The 23,693-nt window shown below is 48.5% G+C and carries 16 protein-coding genes; 6 read left to right on the top strand and 10 right to left on the bottom strand.

The genetic code is table 11. From position 1 onward, the window contains the following. Positions 1 to 169 precede the first annotated feature (169 nt). From AB8516_RS18900 to AB8516_RS18890, 3 genes are all read right to left on the bottom strand, one after another. The gene (locus AB8516_RS18900; protein WP_369162733.1) at positions 170 to 949 is read right to left on the bottom strand and encodes a type IV pili methyl-accepting chemotaxis transducer N-terminal domain-containing protein; all 780 of its coding nucleotides are present in this window, start codon (positions 947 to 949) and stop codon (positions 170 to 172) included. Between the two features lie 403 nt (positions 950 to 1,352). Next, entirely contained in the window at positions 1,353 to 2,138 is a 786-nt protein-coding gene (locus AB8516_RS18895; RefSeq protein ID WP_369162732.1) for a type IV pili methyl-accepting chemotaxis transducer N-terminal domain-containing protein, read from the bottom strand. A 336-nt stretch (positions 2,139 to 2,474) separates the two neighbouring features. Beyond that, positions 2,475 to 3,920, bottom strand: coding sequence for a TIR domain-containing protein (locus AB8516_RS18890; protein ID WP_369162731.1), 1,446 nt, complete (start codon positions 3,918 to 3,920; stop codon positions 2,475 to 2,477). Between the two features lie 355 nt (positions 3,921 to 4,275). Between AB8516_RS18890 and sthA the strand changes: the two genes are divergently transcribed. Continuing rightward, positions 4,276 to 5,673, top strand: coding sequence for a Si-specific NAD(P)(+) transhydrogenase (gene sthA, locus AB8516_RS18885; RefSeq protein ID WP_369162730.1), 1,398 nt, complete (start codon positions 4,276 to 4,278; stop codon positions 5,671 to 5,673). A 201-nt stretch (positions 5,674 to 5,874) separates the two neighbouring features. Here the strand turns inward: sthA and AB8516_RS18880 are convergent, their stop codons facing one another. Beyond that, positions 5,875 to 7,530 carry a methyl-accepting chemotaxis protein gene (locus tag AB8516_RS18880; RefSeq protein WP_369162729.1) on the bottom strand — a complete coding sequence of 552 codons (1,656 nt, stop codon included), beginning with the start codon at positions 7,528 to 7,530 and terminating at the stop codon, positions 5,875 to 5,877. 231 nt (positions 7,531 to 7,761) lie between these two features. Then, on the bottom strand, positions 7,762 to 8,556 hold the full coding sequence (locus AB8516_RS18875; protein WP_369162728.1) for an enoyl-CoA hydratase-related protein: 795 nt from the start codon (positions 8,554 to 8,556) through the stop codon (positions 7,762 to 7,764). Positions 8,557 to 9,151: 595 nt separating this feature from the next. On the opposite strand from AB8516_RS18875, the gene AB8516_RS18870 reads away from it, so the two are divergent. The 3 genes from AB8516_RS18870 to AB8516_RS18860 all read left to right on the top strand — a co-directional run bounded on the left by AB8516_RS18870 (position 9,152) and on the right by AB8516_RS18860 (position 14,651). Next, complete coding sequence (locus AB8516_RS18870) at positions 9,152 to 10,969, top strand: putative bifunctional diguanylate cyclase/phosphodiesterase (protein ID WP_369162727.1); 1,818 nt, start codon at positions 9,152 to 9,154, stop codon at positions 10,967 to 10,969. Positions 10,970 to 11,174: 205 nt separating this feature from the next. Beyond that, a complete protein-coding gene (locus AB8516_RS18865) occupies positions 11,175 to 11,765 on the top strand; it encodes an ANTAR domain-containing response regulator (protein ID WP_369162726.1) in 591 nt (196 codons plus the stop codon). 408 nt (positions 11,766 to 12,173) lie between these two features. Further along, positions 12,174 to 14,651: an AAA family ATPase gene (locus tag AB8516_RS18860; RefSeq protein WP_369162725.1), complete on the top strand. Its 2,478-nt coding sequence runs from the start codon at positions 12,174 to 12,176 to the stop codon at positions 14,649 to 14,651. 62 nt (positions 14,652 to 14,713) lie between these two features. Here AB8516_RS18860 and AB8516_RS18855 read toward each other — a convergent pair whose 3' ends face one another. Further along, the gene (locus AB8516_RS18855; protein ID WP_369162724.1) at positions 14,714 to 15,625 is read right to left on the bottom strand and encodes an outer membrane lipoprotein-sorting protein; all 912 of its coding nucleotides are present in this window, start codon (positions 15,623 to 15,625) and stop codon (positions 14,714 to 14,716) included. 110 nt (positions 15,626 to 15,735) lie between these two features. Beyond that, positions 15,736 to 16,116 carry a hypothetical protein gene (locus AB8516_RS18850; protein ID WP_369162723.1) on the bottom strand — a complete coding sequence of 127 codons (381 nt, stop codon included), beginning with the start codon at positions 16,114 to 16,116 and terminating at the stop codon, positions 15,736 to 15,738. A 353-nt stretch (positions 16,117 to 16,469) separates the two neighbouring features. On the opposite strand from AB8516_RS18850, the gene AB8516_RS18845 reads away from it, so the two are divergent. Beyond that, positions 16,470 to 17,456: a DUF535 family protein gene (locus tag AB8516_RS18845; protein WP_369162722.1), complete on the top strand. Its 987-nt coding sequence runs from the start codon at positions 16,470 to 16,472 to the stop codon at positions 17,454 to 17,456. Between the two features lie 425 nt (positions 17,457 to 17,881). Next, positions 17,882 to 20,212: a hypothetical protein gene (locus AB8516_RS18840; protein ID WP_369162721.1), complete on the top strand. Its 2,331-nt coding sequence runs from the start codon at positions 17,882 to 17,884 to the stop codon at positions 20,210 to 20,212. A gap of 231 nt (positions 20,213 to 20,443) precedes the next feature. Here the strand turns inward: AB8516_RS18840 and AB8516_RS18835 are convergent, their stop codons facing one another. The 3 genes from AB8516_RS18835 to AB8516_RS18825 all read right to left on the bottom strand — a co-directional run bounded on the left by AB8516_RS18835 (position 20,444) and on the right by AB8516_RS18825 (position 23,688). After that, positions 20,444 to 22,288, bottom strand: coding sequence for a diguanylate cyclase (locus AB8516_RS18835; protein ID WP_369162720.1), 1,845 nt, complete (start codon positions 22,286 to 22,288; stop codon positions 20,444 to 20,446). Between the two features lie 345 nt (positions 22,289 to 22,633). After that, complete coding sequence (locus AB8516_RS18830; protein ID WP_369162719.1) at positions 22,634 to 23,227, bottom strand: hypothetical protein; 594 nt, start codon at positions 23,225 to 23,227, stop codon at positions 22,634 to 22,636. Next, positions 23,224 to 23,688 carry a universal stress protein gene (locus AB8516_RS18825; protein ID WP_108294596.1) on the bottom strand — a complete coding sequence of 155 codons (465 nt, stop codon included), beginning with the start codon at positions 23,686 to 23,688 and terminating at the stop codon, positions 23,224 to 23,226. Before AB8516_RS18825 ends, AB8516_RS18830 begins: the two co-directional genes overlap by 4 nt. Between the last annotated feature and the right edge of the window lie 5 nt (positions 23,689 to 23,693).

Here is a 23,693-nt window from a genome sequence, read left to right as displayed (position 1 = left end):
AGCCTGTACGAGGCTCAATTAGCGATCGTGCGAAGATATTTGGCAAGACGTTTAATCGTTCAATAAAATAATAGGCGCCCGTCCACACCAAGCCAATGTGATGATTATCACATGTCCGACTACAATCCAATTCACCCATAACACGGGTGCAACTGATACTTTAACGCTGTCAGGCAGAGACGTTTACGTACATGCCGGTAATGGTGTTCATGAACTCCATAATACGGTCTGTGGTAGCGAATATGGTGACCGGCAGGCCGCCTTTCTCAACATCCATAAAAAATGGTCGGATAACGCGCCAGAGACGGGTGGTTCTGATAAGTTTTTCGGTGATCTCAGGTGTATTGATTTTTTCGCTCTTCAGGACGGCCATGGCTGACTCAAACTCTTGGACTGCGGTTTTCAGCTGATTGACATAATCCTGATCCTTGAAACCCAATTGATGAGCGATGTAGTATTTAGCAATGCGCTGTGAGAGCATGCGCTGCCTGCCGGAAAGATTGACGATCTTAGGCGTTTTCCGGTTGGAGAGGGCCTCGATCTTAACAACGACATCTTGACTCAATTCTAAAATAGTCTCACTCATGTCGAGCACCATGGTGGCATCAGTCTGAGTGTAGGGTAGATTGACTAACTTGGAGTAATCGTCAATTACAATATCCAGGAATACCATTAATTGTTGCACATCCTTGTTTTTTACTTCAGCTTTTAACTCAGCATGATTTTTTTTCAATTCGACAATGCTGCTTTGTAGCTGTTGTTTTGCCTTGTCGCGCCTTACGTTACCCCCCAGAAAAAAGTACGCCTTTGCTATTCTTTGAGAAAGCATGCGTTGTTTCCCAGCTTTGTTTACAGCTTCAGCGAGATCGATATCGGCTGCATGGGCAGAAAAAGAGAAGCACAGAATTGTAGCCAGGAAGAAGGTTAATAGATACCTTGTGGTCTTCATAATATTTCCCCGATACATCATGGAAAAAGTGGCCACGCATATCAATTATCTGGCGTCATAAGCATCATGTATATCAAGCATTACATGTTCAGCCACGCGCAAAGCAATTGATGGGGTACACTTACTCCTACATTTAAACGCTCTATCCGAATAAACGGATACAGGTCAGCTCTCCCCTCACTCCCACATGCCATGATCGTATTCTGAACTTATCTGACAGTACCTGTTATTTATGGGGCATGTAGCGGCATTGTATGATAAAGATTTAATAGGTTAATTCTTAAATTAAGGTCTAAATTGTTAATTTTTTTATAACAGCCCTCTACCTTCTACACCCGATTGACAAAAATCCGCCAGTTATGACAACTGCTGGCCAGCAGACTTCTCAGCCTATAATATTTTTTTACATAACCGTTACTTTCGCATACATCCCGGTAACCCGATTCATATCTTGTAAGAGCGACTCCGTTGTACGTGCAACCACTGATGGCAGGTACTTACCCTTGTCCATTAATTTTGTTAATTGAAAGAAACGCCACTGCTTATTGACTTTTTCGAGGACTTCACTGATCTCCGCCGTGTTCAGGGATGAGCCGTTTAATTCCGCTAGTGCTTGTGAAAATTCCATCTCCGCTTTCTTGAATTCACCATGAAATTGCGAATCTTCCAGGCCCCACGATAGCAACAGATAGTATTTCGCCATTCGTTGTGAAAGCATTCGCTGCCGTCCTGAAATATCGACAATATGCGCCTTTTCCGTTCCTGCTTCCTGCACCAGGGCCTCTACCACTTTCTGACTGGCCTGGAGCAATTCCTCACTCAACCCGTTGAGCCTGATTGCACTGTTGATATCGACCTTCCCATCGGCGACATCCTTGTAGCGCTTCCATACAGTCTCCGCGTGCAATAAAGCTCGCTTTGTTTTTTCAGATCTTGCAAAGGATTTCAGGTTGTTCAACTGCTTTTGATAAAGCCGAATGGCTGAATTCAACTGTTCTCTTGGATTGGCGAATAAAATCCTCTGGCCGATCTGGGCGAACGCCTTAACCATCCTTTGGCTTAACATGCGCTGGCGTCCGGCCTGATTAATCGCTTCTCCATAATCCTCGATGGGTTCTGCGCTACTACCAAGTGGAATGCAAAGCGTGAGACTTAAGAGGACGAGGAAACATATTTTTTGGCGACACATATGCACTTCCTTGGAAACAAGGCCATCTGATTTGGCCGGACAGCACTTGCAGACACTAATACCTATCCACCTGTATTTTCCTTGACCTATGTTAAGTTGTGCACTGGTCTTTATATAAGTTACTGTTTTTATATATTTCGATAAATAGCTTTATATTTTAAGCGAGGGAAAATATCAGGAATATAATTCCCGTTTGAGTTGGAAAATACACTGCATTGTGAACGGGCATCCACAGTAGATAGAATTATGTTTTGTATGTATCGGTTCTTCTTTGAATGTGGTGCAGCAAGATGACAAGCGTACCTGTTGCTTTCCCTAAAGGACACTGACTCCTTTTTAGTTCCCAAGGGGCTGCTTGGTTAACAGTTGCTTTATCTCCGTACATGCCTCACCGATTGATGCCCGGAGATTTCCAGATTTCTGCATTTCCCACGTAATCAGATTCAGGCCATCAAAGTCAGACGGCAAGGTCAGCTTGTCTTTGCGCGACACCACCAACCAAACATTCTTGGCGCCAAGGCTTCCCATAAACAACCCGATCTCGAAAAGAACATTATCTCTTGGCTGATTTAATTCCCGCTCTTTCTTAACCACCAGGTCGTCGGGAGACAATACAAAAACTGCAGCATCAAACTCTTTCGCCACCTCAGCGAGTTTTGTGAAAACGACTTCGCTTGCTTCAAAAATGCCTTGATTCCATACTTCAACATCAGCTGATTGTGTCAACCCCTGCTGCAAAGCTTCTGCAATGTTCAGATGCTCAGAGGAAGATCCTATGAACACTCTCGGTTTTGTTGCTTGGATGATTCGGGGTTGCCCCTCTTGCATTTTCTCCGTATCAGTTCTTTTCTCTGCTTTTGCCATGCGTTCGAGCATCAGGGCAACCATGGCTCTTGCTGAGCGAATGTGAAGCGCATGATCAAAGGCGGAGAATTGCGGATTTCGATTACACTCCAGGAGAATCAGCTGATCCCCATCAAAAACAATATCTACACCTGCAAAATCAAGCGATGCCAATTCTGCCGCTTCCTGCGCTAGCGAACGTACATCTTCTGTTAGATCACCTTCGTACTTCCTGAAATCGTGGCCCTTGTCTGCACTGAGAGCAACATCATCTTCAGAGTTCACAACCTTTTCGGCAACGCCTAAAGCCTTTCCTCCGATAACCATAACTCGAAACTCTTTAATCTTTGTTATTTCTTCTTGAAGTATAACCCCATAACCAAGCGCATTATCTTCATCAGGGAGTTTCGATAAGCGTTTTTGAGCATCATCTATACTGTGATATCGTTCAACACCCTCACCCTTGAATCCATGCGATGGCTTAATAACGAACGGCAAGGAAATCGAACAGGCATCTGGCAAATATCCTTTTGTAATAAGGGTATCCGGTTGCGCCGTTAGGTTTAGTTTCGGCAACAGGTGGGCCACTTTGGAAGTTGGTCGCTTAAATGAACCCAACTCATCAAACATGCAGAGATCCGGATAACTCGCTTTGCAGTATTCCAAGAAGTCCAGGATGTATTCCTCTTTTCCACGAGTCCGTCTCACCAATAGCCCCTGAAGGTCCTCAGCACGGCTACTCCCATCGCTACTTGAAAACCTTGCAACCGGATTATTGCGCTCGATTCCTATGCAGAGCTTGTCGGGATCGATAATCGTGTATGGTGTTTTTGTGCGTTTAAGTTCCGCGACAATCTCTTTTGTCTCATAATCCAATTCACTCGTAGCGGTTATGTTACTAAGTGTACTGCTGAGTATTCCTAATGGTTTTCTTTTCATTGCATTATTCTGCTATTGTCGCAAATTAGCCGTGCCGTTTTTCGCTCCGACAGGATTTGCCGGATTATGTGCCTTTTCCCAGAAAGTCCCAGTGCGGTGATTGAGAAAATATAGACAGGCACTTCGATTTCCGAGATGGATTAGCCAGCCTATTTCCTCAGACATCCCCATTCTTTTCTATTACGATCACACACATTATAAGTCAGCCATTGAGCTCTAACCATGTTGCGTGTCTGTGCTGCTAGACACCTGCCCGGGATTATGCGTGTGTTCCCATAAGTATCTGTCTCTCCTTGAAATAAATTCTGCTAAACTGGCTTCTTTTGAGCCAATATGAACGGTATGCGGAGTAGCAATGAGCGCCAAGCAATATGATGTGGTGGTAATCGGCAGTGGTCCGGGTGGCGAGGGCGCCGCCATGAAGCTGGTCAAATCGGGCAAGCAGGTGGTGATCGTTGAGGCCTTCGACAAGGTCGGCGGCGGCTGTACCCATTGGGGAACCATCCCCTCCAAGGCGCTAAGGCACAATATTCAGATGTTGCGGGATTTCCGGCGCAACCCTCTGTTTCAGCACACCCATGATCAGATTCAGGTGGAGTACTCGGACCTGCTGCAGGCTGCCGGCAAGGTGATCAATGAACAGGTCCGCAGCCGCCTGCGCCACTATGCCCGCAACCGGGTGGAAGTAATCCATGGCCGTGCCCGTTTCAGCGGCCTCAATCAGGTTGAAGTCGTGCAGGCGGGTGGTGGCATCGAAGAGATCGAAGCGCAACAATTTGTCATTGCCACCGGATCGCGGCCCTATCACCCCGAGGATGTGGACTTCAACCATCCGCGTATTCTCGACAGCGATGCCGTACTGCGCCTGGATCGCACACCCGACTCAATCACCATCTACGGTGCCGGTGTGATTGGATGCGAATACGCCTCCATCTTCTGCAATCTCGATGTAAAGGTGAATCTGGTAAATACTCGGGACCGCCTACTCTCATTTCTCGATGATGAGATCACCGATGCCCTGAGCTACCACATGCGTAATCAAGGCACGGTGATCCGACACGATGAGGAGTACGAACGGGTCGAGGCCCAGGATGACGGTGTTGTGCTGCACTGCAAATCGGGAAAGAAATTCAAGACCGATGTATTGCTTTGGGCCAATGGCCGCAGTGGTAACACCGAGGCCATGGGCCTGGATGATATCGGGGTATCGATCAATCATCGCGGTCAAATCGAGGTCGATAAGACCTACGCCACTTCCCAACCCCATATCTATGCCGTGGGCGATGTGGTCGGCCCCCCTGCCCTGGCCAGCGCCAGTTACGATCAGGGCCGCTTCGTCGGCGCCCAGATCGCCACCGGAGATCCCGATTGGCAACTGATCGATGAGTTTCCCACCGGGATCTACACCCTGCCCGAGATCAGCTCGGTCGGCCGCACCGAACGGGAACTGACTGCACAGAAGATACCCTATGAGGTCGGTCACGCCACCTTCCGCACCATTGCCCGGGCACAGATCACCGGTCACGAAGTTGGCATGCTGAAGCTGCTGTTCCACCGGGAAACCCTGGAGATCCTCGGTATCCACTGCTTCGGCGAAGGAGCCTCCGAGATCGTCCACATCGGTCAAGCCATCATGGCCCAACCGGGAGATGCCAACAGCCTGCTCTATTTCACGGAAAACACCTTCAACTACCCAACCATGGCCGAGGCCTACCGCGTCGCAGCCCTCAACGGTCTAAACCGGATTTTCTGAACTCAGCCATGAATCGAGTCATTGATTAGCTGCCAATAAACTTCGATTACCACAAATTTCCGCTAATAATCATGCTCAATAAAGTACAAATTGTTGAATTGCATACTAAGAATATAATGACGGGATCCGCGTGGAGCTGTCAGAAGAACATGCAGATGAACCGCATTCGAAAAGTACGAATGCGGCTTGATGATTAACAGATCATACTTTAAATAGTTCTACCAGTCCCTTGAGCTGTTCGGCCAATTTAGCCAGATCATTACTTGCCTGAGATGTCTGCTGGGCACCTGCTGCCGACTGCTCCGCCACCTCATTGATGCTGACGATACTGCGGTTGATCTCTTCGGTGACCGAGTTCTGCTCCTCGGCCGCGCTGGCGATCTGTGTGTTCATATTCGAGATCTGCTCAACGGCGGTGTTTATGGTCTCCAATGCTTCACCGGCGGCAGCGGCCTGCTCCACGCCGACCTGGGTCATCTCCTTGCCCTCAGCCATCACTTTCACCGCATTATTGGCGCCGGCCTGTAGCTTGCTGATCATCTCCTCGATCTCTTGGGTAGACTCCTGGGTGCGTCCGGCAAGTGTGCGAACCTCATCCGCTACCACGGCGAAACCACGGCCCTGCTCACCGGCCCGAGCCGCCTCTATCGCCGCATTGAGGGCCAGCAGGTTGGTCTGTTCGGCGATGCTCTTGATCACATCGAGGACCGAACCGATGTTCATACTCTCGGATTCGAGCTGCTGGATCACACCCGCGGCCTGTTCCACTTCTTTGGCCAACTCACCGATAGCGTCGATCACTTTATCGATCACCTGCTTACCCTGGTGAAAGGTATTATCCGCCTCACGGGCCGCCTCAGCTGCATCGACGGCGTTACGCGCGACCTCCTGCACCGTGGCGCTCATCTCGTTCATCGCCGTAGCCACTTGGCTGGTCTCTGTTAATTGCTGGCTGATACCTTGTGTGGTCTGGGTGGTCACCGTCGAGGTCTCCTCAGCCGCCGAGGCAAGCTGAGATACCGAATCCTTGACCTCATTGATGGTGTCATGGAATTTATCCGCCATTTTGTTGAAAGCAGAGGCGATGCGGCCGAGTTCATCCTTGTTGCTATATTCCACCCGCGCTCCCAGATCGCCTTCTGACAGTTGTTTGGCCTTCAGCTCAATCTGGTTGACGCCCTGTGTAATCGTGGTGATCGTGTGATAGGCAAGCACTAGACTGATGATCGCGCCGATAGCCAAACTGATGACAACCCAGGTGATCATGGAGTGGTAGTTCTCACCGGACTCGGTGAAGAACGCTGCGGCCTCCTCTTCCTGGAGGTTGACCAGGGATTCAATGGTTTCCTTCATCTCCTTCATGACAGGATTAACCACACTCAATACCAGGCTTTCAGCCTCATGATAGTGTCCCGTCCTGATGCCTTCCTCGATCTTTTCTATCGCCTCCTTTTCGAATTTCACCAGTTCAGCCTGGAAGAGAGCCGCCAACCGCTTCTCCTCGGCATCCAGGTGGGAGTTCATGAATTCCGCCCAATGTTTATCGATCTCCTTGATGTTATGATCGACTTGTTCAAGATGCACCGACACGGGATGGTCATGCATCGAGGAGAAGGAGGAGTTTGGGTCGTGCTGCAACGAGAGCAGGACCTGCGACCGGCTATCCTCGGCCGCTTCCAGAATAATCCCCAGGGCCCGTATATGCGCCATGTCTTGGTTGTACAGCTCATCGATGGCATGAGCGGCGTTGCGCATGCCATTGAGACCTAGCAGTCCCACGAAGAGCGCCACACATAGCACCAGACCGACCATGATATAGAGACGTAGTTTAATAGGAAGATTATGAAGAAATGACATTGCAATCACCCTTTGTGAATTTTTGAAAGTCGCCAGTTCACTCTTGACTCATACTTTCACTTCACTGTGATCAAAACCTCCCTACCTGGAATCCTGAACTTGCGCCTGACGGCTCAGAGATACACGTGACATCTCTATAATCGACATTACAAATCAAATCTTTAGTAAAGAGCTTATTATTGAGGCACCCTGGAAGTCACCCGGCGGCTTGTAGTTCCGCCAGGCGGTTCATCACACCCCCTTGAACTCAGGTTTGCGTTTTTCCAGGAAGGCCGCCATGCCCTCTTTCTGCTCTGCGGAAGAGAAACAGAGACCGAAGGCCTGGCTCTCGATCTGGCAGCCGCTATCCAGGTCGAGGCTCGCTCCCCTGACGATGGCCTGTTTACTCAAACGAACCGCCAGCGGGCCTTTTTGACAGATCGTGCCAGCTATGGAAAGGGCCTCATCCATCAGCCTATCCTGCGGATAGACATGGTTGACGAGGCCCCAGTTCAGGGCTTCATTCGCATCGACATGGCGACCGCTGACGATCATTTCCATGGCCCTGGCGGGACCGATGAGTCTGGACAATCTCTGGGTGGCGCCAAAACCGGGAGTGATCCCCAAATTGACTTCCGGTTGACCAAACACGGCATTTTCCGAGGCGATGATCCAATCACAAGCCATGGCAAGTTCGCAACCGCCGCCGAGGCAGTAGCCGTTGACGACGGCGATCACCGGTATTGGCAGCATCTCGAGCCGGCGGAATAGCGTCATAGCGGTTTGAGAAAAGGCCATCCCCTCCACTGCCGATTTATCTCGCATTTCACTGATATCGGCCCCCGCGACAAATGCCTTCTCACCCGCCCCTGTAATCAACAGCACCCGCGCCTCAGCATCGTTCGCAACCTCATCCAGTGCCAGCGCAAACTCCCTGAATATTTCAGTGTTGAGTGCATTCAGGCTGGCGGGCCGGTTTAAGGTCAGAAGGTAGGTTCCCTGCTCGATCAGCTCAAGATCAAGGGATTTATAGGATTGTGTGTTCATTTTAGGGCCCAGGGTTGGTTGGCATGGATAATCTGCATGGAAATACAGCTTTGCGTTAATCCATTCTATGGCAAGCAAACTGCTAATGTGTAGCGCATGTGTATTGAATTCACCCAGGATATGGCGCGTCACTCCGCTTACCCCTGTACTACCTCAACCAAATGATCCACGAATGTTGTCAGATATTTAACAATTCATGGTGGGCTGTTTAACGGTCAGAAGTAGCGCCTCTGTGCCGTTTATTTCGACAATAGACCGGTAATTAAAGCCTTGGAGAGGAAGTTTTTTCACAATCTGGCTCGCCCTGGCTTGTTCAGAGCTCTCTCAACTTAACTGAGACTTGAAATAGCCCTACTTTTTTATAGATAATCACAGTTACCCTAAAACTATAGATTCTATAGATATATTTGGCCTTATCCCCGCCAGATTCTTTTGGAACGCCCCCAGGCGGGCGCTCCCCACTTCACGGCCTTTACCCCGCCGATAGATAAACTGCTTACCTCAACGAGGCATACAGGCAGTTGGATGCGCACGTGTGCGTGCCATTGGTGGCGGTATTCGAGTGGATGATGGACAGGATGCACGGAGATAGTGGATGAGAAAACGGACACAGGTTCTCAGTCGGTCCAAAGGGCGATCAAGCAAAGGCCGGTCCCAGATCAGAGGAAAACCTAAAGCAACCAAGTCGGATACAGGCTTGGCTGAGCGTATCGTCACCTTATTCAAGGACGGAATCCTTGTTACCGACCTTGAATTGAATATCGTGGAGATCAATCAAGCCTTCACCAGGGTAACGGGATATACCAGAGATGAAGCCTTGGGCAAGACGCCTCGTATACTCTCTTCGGGACGGCATGGCAGAGACTTTTACTGTCAGATGTGGAATGACTTGAATGAAAAAGGCCATTGGCAGGGAATCATCTGGAATCGAAGAAAAAATGGCGAGATCTACCCCGAGTGTCTGTCGATCGAAACCATTGCAGACACGCGGGGTGAACCGACCCACTATCTGGGGATATTTTCCGACATAAGCCACCAGGAAGCGATCAAGAATCAGATCCACCATATGGCTTACTACGACAACCTGACCGGTCTACCTAATCGGGAGCTCTTCTCAGATCGGCTCGAACTGAGTATTTCCCAGGCAATAAGGGAAAGGCTGATGGTTGCACTCTTTTTTCTCGACCTGGACCATTTCAAGGATATCAACGATTCGCTTGGTCATTCAATTGGCGATCAACTATTGAGTGCGGTAGCCCGCCGTTTAACGGATACGCTACGGGAATCGGATACTATTGCCCGTTTTGGCGGTGACGAGTTCACTGTCATTCTTTCCAGAATCTCAGACAAAGGACAAGTTGAGAACGTCGCCAAAAAAGTTATCGCAACATTCAAAAAACCCTTCAGGATAGACGACCATGAAATATACATCAGCACCAGCACCGGGATCTGTCTGTTTCCGGAACATGGGGATAATTGCGAGAATATGATCAGACATGCCGACACTGCAATGTACCAGGCAAAAGATAAAGGGAAAAACTGTTACGCGTTCTACACCTCAGAGATGGGTGAATTGCATAATAATCGTGTTTATCTGCGGGAAGAGCTTCGCAGGGCACTTAGTGAACAAGCGGTGAGCTTGCTATTCCAGCCGCAAATCGACCTGATTAACAACCATATCAATGTCATCGAAGTAATGCCTCACTGGCACCATCATGACATGGGCGTCATACCTCCAATCAAATTCATACCCATTGCAGAAGAGAGTGGCTTGATACATGAACTTGGTAGCTGGACCCTCGACACAGCATGTAATCAATTGGCTGCCTGGCGCCATAAGTTTGATATCGATCTGCGTATTGCACTGAAAATTCCAGGCATCCTGCTTTCAACAGGTAAACTTGACACACAAATTCAACGTGCACTGAGTTTATATAATTTACCGGAATCCTCACTTGAATTGGAAATCACCGGCAGCGTGCTTATTGAAAAAATGCAAGAAGCACTTAAGTCACTTTCCAGAATCAGTCAACTTGGTGTACGACTCACTATCGATGATTTCGGCGCCGGCTTTGCTTCATTAAACTATATCAAGCGTTATTCCATCGATAAAATAAGAATTGACCGCTCCTATATCTGTGACATCAAATCCAGCGAATGCGACAGGCTGCTGGTCAGAACCATCATCAATATGGGGCACAACCTCTCGCTTCGTGTCATTGCAGAGGGTATAGAAAACGCCGAACAGCTGGAGTGCTTGAAAAAGTTCGGGTGTGATCTTGCACAAGGCAGTTATATCAGCCATCCGTTGAACGGTTTGGAGCTGGAGAAGCTGCTTGCGCAACAACCTCCGGGACAGACACCATTAATTCGGGTGGATATTAAGGAAACTGATTCAACCTGTAACACCTAATTTTTTTATGGAAATACCGGGCATTGATATGACATGCAACTCGGACATTAAGCTACAGATCATTCAAGGAGAATAATGTGTAAATAATCTTAAAATAGTACCGGCAACTGACAGACGTCATGGTTAATTTTCACCACAGATAGTAAATTCATTTTTTACAATGGAGCCAGGCTTTATCGATACACCCGATTCAGCCTGTAATAGGATGGACAATAAGGCAAAATTGCTGATAGTCGACAAATATCAATCATCATCTGATGCTATGGCGGTGACACTGAAGTCATTAGGCTACAGGATAGTCACAGCAGATGACACTCAAATCGCTGCTCAACTGAATATCAACGAAAAGCCTGACCTGGTCATTCTGGATATACGGATCCCGGAACATTCGCTCATTGAATTAACCAGTGCATTGCTGGCTTCAGGATCTGCCTATGTATTTCTTCTGCAGCATTTTAATGATATTCAGCCAAAGCTTGATGAGGGTCAGAGTTCTCTAGGATTTGTTGTCAATAGTGATGACCACACCATCCTGCTTTCCGGTATCGAATCAGCATTGAACTGCGCCAGGCAAATCAGATATCTGCACAAGGAAGAGCAACGATGCAGCAAGTCATTAAAGACAGAAAAAGCAATTAATATCGTTGTCGGTATCTTAATGGAACGCTACAACCTGAATCGCGACAGTGCATACGAGTTGTTACGCAGCAAGGCACGGTCAGAGCGCCGAAGAGTGATCGAACTTGCCCAGGAAATACTCGACGCCCACAGTATATTCAATCAATTAAGTCAGTAACTCGATTTACAATTTTTAATGTTTCTGTTATTTCAGCTTGTTAAAGTCTGCGCAATGAGCAGATCAACCATCCACATACAATGAGGCTACAAATTAATCGACAGCCGTCACCGCGAGGTGGATGACCTTCCCTCTCGCGGCCCATGAAAACCTGCGTCATGTCTTTTCCCTTCCATGCATTTCCTGCTCTCCCGGACAAGCCAGTTGTTGTGATGTCGGTCACAATACAAAGACCTATTTGGACTCATCCACTCTGTATCGTCCATGACCAATTTAAACCACTGAAGTTATAAAGAATTAACATTCCAACACGGTTATTTTCACCGATATGGTCTTTTCAAGCATTGCCGCTATGGCGTAGACTCAGAGATTGACAGAGTGATGGAACATTCGTGGATATCTAGCGAAATGTACGAGTCATATTTTGGATTCAAGGATACACCCTTCAGACTGAGTGCTGATGAGAAGTTTCGCTATGCTCACAAAAACTATCTGCGCGCCTCTGCACATCTTGCCTATGCACTGGAACAAGGTGAAGGATTCGTCTTGATAACCGGTCAACCCGGTTCTGGTAAAACGACCTTGATCAGGGATGTCATCTCGGAACTCGATGAAACCAGCTACCACACCCTCAACCTCGTAACCAGCCAACTGCAGGCGGAAGAACTCCTGAGAAAGGTGGCGCTGGAATATGGATTTCCCGCTGAGAGCTACAATAAGGCAACCCTGCTGACCGTTATACATAAACACCTTTCAACATTGCATGAAAAGGGAAAACAGTCGATTCTATTCCTCGATGAAGCACAAAACCTCTCCTCGAACGGATTGGAGGAACTGCGTTTATTATCCAATCTGCAACAGGGAAAGCACTCCCTTTTGCAAGTAATCCTGGCCGGCCATGAAGATCTGCGCCGGCTCTTGCTGGGTCCGGATATGGAGCATATCCAACAAAGACTGATTGCAATCTGCCAGATCGATTCTCTACCCCCGGAACAGACCCAGGCGTACATTATTCATCGACTAGAGCATGCAGGCTGGCAGAGTGACCCACAGATAGAGGATGAGGTCTTCCATCTAATTCACATGGCTTCTCAGGGTGTACCCAGAAATATCAACCACTTGATGAGCCACCTGTTGCTGTTAGCCTACCTTGAAGAGAAGCATAACCTGACCGGCGAAGATGCATTAACCGTCATAGAGGAACTGGTTGACCAGCAGCGTATTAGCTTGACCGGCGATGAGAGTTTCGAATGTTTTGCCAGTAACTATCGTGCTGAAAAACAGCAGCAAATGACACACCAAGCCATCGCCAACCAATCAGGGGTTTCCCTGCCGCCAAAGGAGCGTGATCACTGGCCCATTGAGCAGCAAGACAGCATTTCCACAGCCAACCAATCCACCTGTCATTCCCTCACACCGGCAAACGATAACATTGCTCCTGAGAGTGATAGTGAACTGAAGAAACCTGAATCCGAATGGTTTCTGTGGCGTGATGACACGCCAAGAGAAACATTAAAAGAAATCGATCCGGAGACAGGGACAAACACAGCAAAATCCGATCAAGCGCGCGATTGTAATGCGCAAACTGATGAATCCGGGATTCATGACAAGGGACCTGGACCCGAGCTAACACTTCCCAATGCCGATGAAATCTGGAACGGGGCAATTAACCCCTCGGATATGGACACACTTTTTCCCGGTAGTAAACAACAGGAATCAATCATTACCGCTGAATCATCCAAATTGCAATCAACCACTCAGCCTGTTGGTGGAGAAGTCTTCAGGGATAGTGAGCACCACTGGGGAGGGGTCTGGTTCATGTCCAGCGGCAACAACACAATACAACCCAGCAAAAACCTACATCAGGGCGCAACCACACTATCCGATACCACACTGCCGGACAGGTCGATTCTGAAGATGGATCATAGTACCGCAGTCGATGACAATCTGAGCATACCTGCAGTCTGGGTTGAGGATTGTCCGGACATCACTGCCAATGGCAACGAAGAGTCCAATCACCCTCGAAAGGTCTCCGACAAGGTTGCGACTCTGAGAAGATCCATCATTCATGTGATCACATTGGTCTCCATCGGTGTGATGGGATTACTGGCAATACAAATATTTCCAGACCGGATCAGCCTTTTTTTCAATAAAGCTGAGATACAACAATCAGATTTGACTGATATCTCAAAGCAAATTGTACCTCCATTGAATCAAGAGGACACACAAGACAAAGCGCGCTCCAATTCTCCAGACCTGGATAAGACTGCAAAACAAGTTATAGAGATTCCCGCAACCTCACCCGAGCAGGATCTGACCGTTACTCAAGAAGTAAGTGGCACAGAAGCTCATGAGATTAATCAGTCTGATGATTTTTCAATGAATTTGCAACAGATTGCAAATGACGAGACAACAGTGCCTTCTCAATCAACAAAAATGATCGATGCTTTGGAAGCCAAACACGAGGCCAGAGAAACAGTGGCTTCTAAAGTTATCCCTCTTGAGATGGGTGAATCAGATATCAGCTCGTTTCACAATATCGAATTGGCCAAGCGTTATATTATCTACTTCGATTTCAATACCTCCGACATATCTTCCGACTATAAACCACTATTGAAATCCATCCGCAACAAGATGTTGCTTGATGAGAACAATTTTTTAAAAATTACCGGTTATGCCGATGCCCAAGGAAGTGGAAACTATAATTATCGCCTGTCACTGAAGCGTGCAGAAGAGGTAAAAGAATATTTCTCCATACGCGGCATTGCCGATGACCGGTTGCGCGTTGCAGCAGTCGGTCCAGTAGAAAATGGTGGTATACGGCTGGAAAGCATCGATGCCAGACGAAAAACAAGACGGGTTGAAGTTATCCTTTTTCCTAAATAGTAACAATCATATGGTTGTGAGAATTAGAAAATGGATCTATGGAACCATGACTCATGAACTTGCTATCGCTTGATTTTCCGCAACGTCCTCTCTGTCCAGAAACTGTTTTGTCGTTCACTGTTCATATCAACTACCTTGCGCGGTATCACAGCCAGACTCTGCTGACCTGTTCTCAGGTCGATACCGTACCAATATTTCCAGAACAATGCTCTCGGATCACCTTCTCCCTCCGCATTCACCAGCCCCCAATCCCGGTCAATAATTTTAATTAATCTGTCATTTTTATAATACAGGGTACGATAATCGGCAAAACTTTCCGTATCTACATAGCTGATTCGATAGTCGTACCACCAATTCTTGGATTTTGTCGCACTCTTCAGGCCGTATACGACCCTGTCCAAATGACGGCAACTACGTTCAGGCATACGCCCTGTATAGCGAAACATCTTTCCCTCAAGTTCATCCATCATACCAAGACAGGTACGCATCTTTTTCTTACCCAACAGCGCGTGTGTTTCATCACCGGGTTTACGCAGAGTGACATCGCCGAAGGTAAAGACACTGCCACCCCAGGCGTCCTTCTGATGTGGCTGGGCAAAGCGTCTGATCTTGCGTAATCTGGGAAGCCATACCATGTAATCCTGACTCTTCGTCTCATCCTTGTACTCTGTGATCAGCATGCCGGTACCGCGCAGATTCCCGGAATGGAAGATCGCCAGATCACGGGAGCGGATGGCATCATCCTCATCATAATTATTATTCAGATGTCGCTCTACAGCCGTGGTTATCGGACTGCCGCTTGCCGACTTGTTGACCAGTACGCTCATGGTACTACCACGGCGTTTGATGGAGAAGTTATCAAAGGCATAGAAGTGGTTGGCGAAATAGACCTGTTTAGCTACTTCAGCCGCGTCGATCTCCACATCGGGAGACGGATAGGCCAGGTTTCGGCCTGTATCTGCCTGTGATTCCAATCCACAGCAAAGAAAAAAGCATAAATAAATACTGTTTATTAAAAAGAGATCCATTCTTTTCATACACCATTCCTCTAACTTGCTCTATACAGTTCATTATATGTCCTTGACTAATCTTTCAATTCGCGTGTGTATTTGAAGATATCCTTTTTGATACGATCGATGTCACCTGTGGTCAGATAGTCCCTATGTAATCGTCCCTTGAATTTGCCTGGCAGGTTTTTGTAGAAGATATAACTACCGGGAGACTTTTCCTGTAAATATGCTGAAAATCCATTCAAATCCATCAATTGCACAGAACCGCTATCCGCATTGCCCATCCAACTTGAATTGGCAGGTGGATGAAACTCATTTGATGCGAACTCCGCAACATCCGCCTCAACAGCTTCTATGTAACCGGGATCGATGGCGCAAACGGTGCCGTACTGAATAACACCAATTAACAGGTAGCAGGAAAGCGCTGCACGCATCCTGATCGATGCAGCTGGCATGTATGACCTCCTTAATATGATCACTGTTTATTTTATATATATGAATTGAGGTTAAAAATTATTTTAAGTTATGAGATTCCGTATTTACACAAATCCAACCACATTCAATGTATAATCAATCATCAGCACAGTAAAGCAATCCACTTCCATAATTTGAAATCACCAGATACAGCCATACTCCCGGATCATTTACCGCAATGTAACAAGAACTCATTAAACGTTAATAAACATTGTATTTTGCAGTTACTCACATAAAAAATGAATAATATTGACAGCAGTGTATAACAGATCCGACATGGCGTGTTATAAGATAAAGATGGGATGCGTGAGTAGGCGCTTTAAGGGATCCGATTATGTTCAAACAGCTATCTCTTGTCTTACAGTCTTCATCGAAGATTACTGTTGATCCAGAACATCGGCGAACAAAACTAAGCCCCCTCAAGTATGGTCCGCTCCTGGGACGAAGCCTCTATTTCGCCATGGCGCTCCTCAATAGCAAGGATATGTTCCGCATGGACCAAAAAACGCTGTCTCATTTCAAGCATTTGATTGAGGCACATCCCGAGGCCATTCCCAGCATCTTCTGGCCCTACCAATGTATCAGTTGGGATACAGCTGATCGAGTTAATTATCTCTACAATCATTTTACGACTCTACCCGAGCTGAGACATCAAATCGACTACCTGGCAAACCATCAGTGTACCCTTGTGGATGCGGACAATATCTATCCCAGGCTCAGGGTTGTAATTGACAAAAATGATCTGTTTATGAGAGAGGGTATGATTACACTCAATCTATTTATCGGCCATGAACGGGTCTTCACTCTGGCATTTTCGCTGTACAAAAATAAGGTCAATCAAATCTGCGCCATTGCCGGCGCGATTCAAGGTCGAAGAATGGATGGTATCACTGATCTCTATCGTGATATGACCAAAAGGACTTACGGCATCAGGCCGAGGGATCTAATGATCGAGGCTTTTCAAACCCTGTGCAGGTCATTGGGCGTAAAAAAAATATATGCCGTCTCAGAGTCACACAGGCAACATAGACACCATTTTTACTGCTTGAAAAACAAACAGAACCAACCGAGTCTCAACTATGATGAGGTCTGGTCGGATCGTAGCGGTATCCGCTGCAATGGCACTTTTTTTGAATTACCCCTGGTCCCCGTACGAAAACCGCTGACACACATCGTCTCAAGGAAGCGATCCATGTATCGGAATCGTTATAGCCTGTTGGAGAGACTTGAAAAGGCGATTGAGCAGAGCCTTTCAGTCCTTGGGTCGTGGGCATTGCGTGAACAAAATTATTACAAGCCGGACATTCAGTTTGCCGATTGAATTGTATAGATGAAAGAGACGGGCTTGATGGCTATATCAGGTATAAAATGAACGCCATTCGATACTCTCACCCGTGCTTATCAATACTAAAACTGTCAGTAAATATTCAAGGGTTGTCAGTGCAAACGACACCATGATCCGGAAATGCTCTAATCTGAACTCTGACGGCGTAATGCTATGTTATTGAATACCCCGCTCAGACCCGGTTGTCAACTGTATTGGTAATATTACCGTTTTCACAATCCCGCTCTTGATAGGAATAAAATTACTGCTAATAGTTTACGGGTGGATAGCGTTTTATTTTTTTTATGAAATCAGGAATGAATAAGGATGTTGTCGCTGCTACCAGGATGGCATGTCCATCAATTTAATGGAGTAGTACCCCGCCTTTATAGATTCCTACCAATCATCAAGGAGTGACCGATATGGCAAGTGAGCAGAAAGGTTCAGGACGCGGCAAGGGAATCAGTTCCAAGTTAGTGCTTAGAGGCCTCAACAAGGGAGAGGAAAGGCCCCAGATCGAGATCACACTAATCGATCGGGAAGGTAAGGAGTTTGAGACTGTACAGATAGCGGAAGATGGCGATTTCGGCCTACCCTCAAACACTATCGATAAAGCCCATCGTATTCGCATAGGCCCCACTGTGGAATCAGTGAGTGGAGAGGCCCCAGCTTCGATTTTTCTAAACTACCGCGCTGCTGATTTCAAGGCGGTTCTGGAACGAGGTGTATTGGATATCGGTCGTAGTGTGTGGCGGGAATGGTTGTTTCGCTACCGCTGTGTATCAGGAAGTGTCCATCGATGCCGGCCCTCTCCCTGGTGGTATCGACAATTGGCTGGCGCAGCCAGGCGCCCGCTGAGCCAATCCCGTAAACGATTTGAACTGTCCCGCCTGGCCAGGGCATCCATTCAATCTCCAAGCGTCGCCAGCTTCTCCAGTGCCCTGGAGTTGGGTGAAATTATAGCCTGGCCGATCAGATGCACCCCCATCTGTTTGGGCACGATCGAGGTCTATAGACGCATATGCTGCTGTGAACCCTGGGTATTCAGTGATCATCGATTGGAACGCTTAATCAGGGAATTGGAAGAGTTACTCGAACGTGTTCCCGAAGTGCCCGATTTCCCCGATCCCCCAGGACCCGATCCCGATCCGGCGCCTTTTCAACGAGCCTTTATTCGGGAGGGTGCCATGGACGAGCGCGCCCTGCATGCCGGAGAAGACCTGTATGCCTTGCGCACGCTCCCCACAGAGCGGATTGCCGCGTATGTCAACGCCAGACCCTACCTGCTATGTCGGCGCTATGAATGCAGCACACCCGTTAAGGTGGCCGAGGGTACGATTGGCGCCGATGGCCGATTCAATATCTGTTGGCGCGAGTTTCCCATCTTGCTTCGCAGAGGCTGCCATGAAGAGTACGCCTACAAGGTCAAGCAGCGCTTCGGTCCATTTACCATCACAATCTACAATGGTGTTAGCGCAGGCCGTTGGTACGATGCCGATGAGAACGCGCTCCTCAGGTCCTACCACCCCCTGGCCATTGCCTGCCGTGACAATGGCGGTGAAGGCGATGCGTTCGTCTATCTGGACGAGATAGGCGATACTGATTCATCATTGCTCAATACCCCCGATCAGACAACAGCCACATCTGTAGCTTCACCTGGATCGAACGGCGGCGTTGCTTTTCCCAGCGGCGGTCCGGCGGGTAATGGCGCGCATGATCGGAACTGGGGCGGCACCCTCAAACTTGCCATCATGTTTTCCGAAAGCATGCGCAATACGGGCGCCAAATATTATCGGGTGAGTGTGACCGAGGCGGATAACAACGGCAATCCGGTCGGATCACCTGAATATGTCACAAGGGGACTTTCATGGAATAAGGCGGTCGCCGTACCCGGTGGTGTCGATGTGGTACCTGTAGGCCTGGGCCCCGTGAGCACATCGGCGCCTGACGAACCCCGTGACAATCTCTATCTGATCCCGTTTGATGGCGATCTGGGATCCAATGCGGATTGGGAAGCCGATCAGTACCACGTGTTCCTCGATACCAGGGACGCAACCAAACAGTGGAGCGATCCCGATGCTGATGCCGGTCAGCCTGCAAAGCGTCACCTCGTGACCATTGAAGTCTTCAATGCTGCCGGTGAGCGTCTGCGGCCTAGCGGTACCCCTCCCTCGGGTCTTCCGGGAGCGGAGATCGAAGCTGCATTTACCTATCGCAGGAAGATCCAGGATACAGGACCCACCAATATGGTACCGTACGGTGCCTTGAGCCACCTATTCTGGTGGGATAACAGAGACGTGGTGGCAACCATCGAGGATCTGAGGATGGATGGTGTAGCTTCGGATGAGGAGTGCCAGTTCATGAATGGCACAGAGAGTTCCACATTCGGCATCGGTTATCGCGCCTATCACCCCTGGGAGTTGTTCCAGAAAAACCATGTAATCTCCTGGAGACGGGGTCTGAGCGGTGGTAGCGATACGATGCTCAACAGCCCAAATAATGTGGGTGTTCCCCCTGGCGCCGAAGGTGCAAGTCCGACCCATACATTCGGCCATATGCTGAATCATCCCACAGCGTCGACACCGCCACGAACCAAGTGCGCCTTTACGGTGTTCCTGACAACCTATAACAAGCGCACCGATGGTGATGACCTGGACTTCAACCGACACCATGACAATGCCGCATTCGCCCTGGATGTAGCACCTGAAGTATGTGCGCCTTGCGTGTGTGAAGATGAGGAGGATGACGATTGATCGTATGATGATCTTTTAAAGTAATAAAATCGCGCACAATATCCTGGAAAGCCCGGCTAATACACCGGGCTTTCCAGCTCATACCAGTCATTGCTGTCCGTGAAGCCGCTCAACTCATACCACCGCTTGGCGCACCACGATAGCAGTTGCAGGATCAAGACCTATAAATCGCTGTCCCTCAATTGATGGGTGAATCATCGTTGACCTTCTTCGCTCCCGGCGCAACCGGTCTTATGTTGAATTGTTACTTTTTAGAATCGTAGTGCAGTTTCCCCACTCTATTCGGTCTCTTCCGTTCGCCTTGGCCCGATACAGGGCATCATCGGCACATCTGATCATTGCATCCGCATCCATTTTGATGCCGTGTAGATACGCAATCATGCCGACACTGATTGTCACCCGTTTACCCTGTGTTCCGGTAAAACTCAAATCAGCAATGCTCTGCCTCAATCGTTCAATCAATTCACCGGCATCCTCCATGCTTGTCTGCGGTAAAATCAGCAGGAATTCCTCGCCGCCGTATCGACCGGCAATATCGTAACCACGCAGACTGCTGGTGAAGGTATTGGCGATTGCAACCAAAACATCATCCCCAACCTGATGACCAAATCTATCATTAATCCGTTTGAAACGATCGATATCGACCATAGCAATACTGAGCGGCTGCCTATGCCTCTCAACCGCGCTGATCGCAGATTCCAGTGCATGAATAATCGCGTTGTGGTTCAGGAGCAATGTCAAACTGTCGTGCGTCGCCAATTCGTGTAGCTTCCGGTTACTTTCCTCCAGCTCCACCGTTCTTTCATGGACGAGATCCTCAAGCTTTTCGTTCAGTAATACCAGATATTTGTTCGCCAATCTGTCGGCTTCCTCCTTCTCCTTGTTCAACAGCCTTACACGGTCAGCCGTAGCCACGCCAAGCATGGTCACTTCAAATACTGAACCTATCTGTAAGGCATGCGCCGTGACGAATCCATAAGGAAGCATGCCCCAGTAATAAAGCCCGGATATAAAAACAAATATCAGAAAAACACCCCAAGCAACGAGAAAATAGCGAGCGGCAAAATTACCCCTTCTATAGGTTACGATGGCCGCCGATATCAGGATAGGCACCAACGCCATGCCGGAAAGCGAAGCAATTCGATTGGCAATCTCAAGACGGCCTGCGATGCTTATCACAATACCCAAAAGGGCTAAAATTATTACGACGCGAAAAATAAGAAAATAGGCATGACTATATTTTCTTATATCTAGTAGTTTTCCAGAGAAGACTACAGCACCGATAACTACAAGATTGACTAACAAGCTTGTTGCATATTGTTGCAGGATTGGTGTCTCAGGCCACAGAAACTGACCGGCAAGGCCGACTAAAGTAAAATTCAACAGCCAGTAACAAGAGAGATAAAAGGCATACCAAAGAAAAAAAGATGCCCTGAACAGGTTATATCCAACTACTGATGCGACTATCAACAGAAGAATGGCGCCAAAATAAAGACCATGCCATAGATGTGATGAAGTGGAGTGCTCGGTGAATATCTGATAATTCCATATCCTGAGAGGCAGTTGGATAGGCCCCCGTGAGGTAAATTTCATATAGTATGTCGCAGCCTGGCCCGGTTCGAGCTCAATTTTAAATAGGGTGTTGCGAAATTCTATCTCCCTCAAACCAAAGGGAATGGTATCCCCGCCAAAACGGGGTCTGTAATTCCCTTTCCCATCCATTTCGTAGAATTCAATCTTATCGATCAATGGGAAGTCGACTTCAAGAATTACAGTTTGTTTGGTTGTGAAACGAGATTCCAATAAGAATCGTATCCAAACAGCCGCATCAGTAAATCCGATCTTTCCATGTTTCAAGCGAAAGTCACTTTGTCGTCCGGAGGAGCTGACATCCTCAATTCCAAGCTGCCGCTGAGGATCAAGCAGGACATAGGTTTTGTCAGTCAATTTCGCATAGCTGAAATCATCATCAAGTATGACCGATGGAGGTATCTGCTGTTCGGAGGACCACGCACCCAAAGACGGGGCAAGCAGCATAAATGACAGGAATAGTAATAACAAACGGTGATCAGGCATCACCGACCCCAGTATCGACCATCTTTCCTTGTGGTTATCGTTCTCCTTAAAAAACCGGATAAATAACAACCCATAACAATTGAAGTCTGGCTGATATTAGGGATTTTACTATACCCATTTGTACATAGGGTTCCTGAATTCAAATTTACACAGATTTCATGCCGGAGCACTCAACTCGGATCTGTATGCATGGAATCATCCAGGATAGGCTGGTTGGCGATTTCGGTCAGGTAGTGAGTGTATTAATCAGCCTTTTCCAGCCTGCAGATGAATCATCCCCCGGGTTGCCAGTCACAACTGCCTCCGCCGTCTCGAATCTGACCCCGGGTCCCCGTCAACCGGCAGCTACTGTTCTATTACCAGAATCGCGATCAGTAGCAGAACGACCGCCATCTCGGCGAAAGTGATCCAAACTATCCAGCGGGTGATACGCCGTGCCGAGGGTTTCATCGGCTGCCAAACCCGTTGCATATACCAACGCCAGGGCGGCAGCCAGGACCAGCGGTGCCACAACCGCAGATAACCGTGCAGGTCCCGTCCCCACTGTTCGAGGCTGCGATCCACCTCGTCCAATCGCCGCCGCCGCTCTGTCTCCTCGGTGCCGGAGTAGTCGTCGGTAATAGTGAGACTGCTGCCACTCGTTATTGATGGCTCAACCTGGATACTGGTGGAACTTTTGAGCAGCCGATCGTAGTTGATCCGCAAGCCCCCATCGATATGCTCCACGCTGAGTTCGGCTTTCTCATGCTTGCCGTTGCTGAGATTGATTGCTTCGAAGGAGATCCGATCATTGCCCACAGACTCCCATCGCTCGAACTCGAGCAGTGAATTGATGCGGAACAGACGTTCCAAGTCGCCAATGAAATTCTGCAACCGGATCGGGGAGAGTGGTGTCTCGATAGTTACCCAGGCAGCATCTTCGGATGGAACGGCACTCATGACCCGGGATGGGGTACAATCAACAACGGGATTTGGAGCGCGCGCACCAGCGTCCCGATGTCCATTCGGGAGCGAAGGCCATGCATGCCTTTGGGTCGTGGCGAACCGATGACGACAAGGTCGAATACCCTGCCCCTGCTTGCATCAACCAGGCATTCCGCCGGCTTGCCGAAACGGGACTCATAACTGAATTCGGCGCCGGTCTCCTGAGTGGCCCTATCCAACCGCTCCACCACCTCTGCGACTTCACCGTCGAGCTGCCCTTCGAGATAGTTCCCGAACCTTTCCCGGGTTACTGCGTTGTTGAGCCAATCATCACCCATCATTCCTTTCCAGAACTCGGGTACCACTATCAGGTGGTGCAGGGCGACGTCACTGTGACACAAGCGCAATGCCTGCTCTTCAGCTGCGCGGGCACCATCGGTGCCGTGGCTGGCACAAAGTATTCGCTTGGGATTCATCAATG

This window comes from Candidatus Thiodiazotropha sp. LNASS1, from assembly GCF_964212655.1.
GTDB lineage: Bacteria > Pseudomonadota > Gammaproteobacteria > Chromatiales > Chromatiaceae > Thiodiazotropha.
The sequence above is the reverse complement of the archived record's forward strand: the minus strand, read 5'-3'. Positions and strand labels throughout refer to the sequence as shown.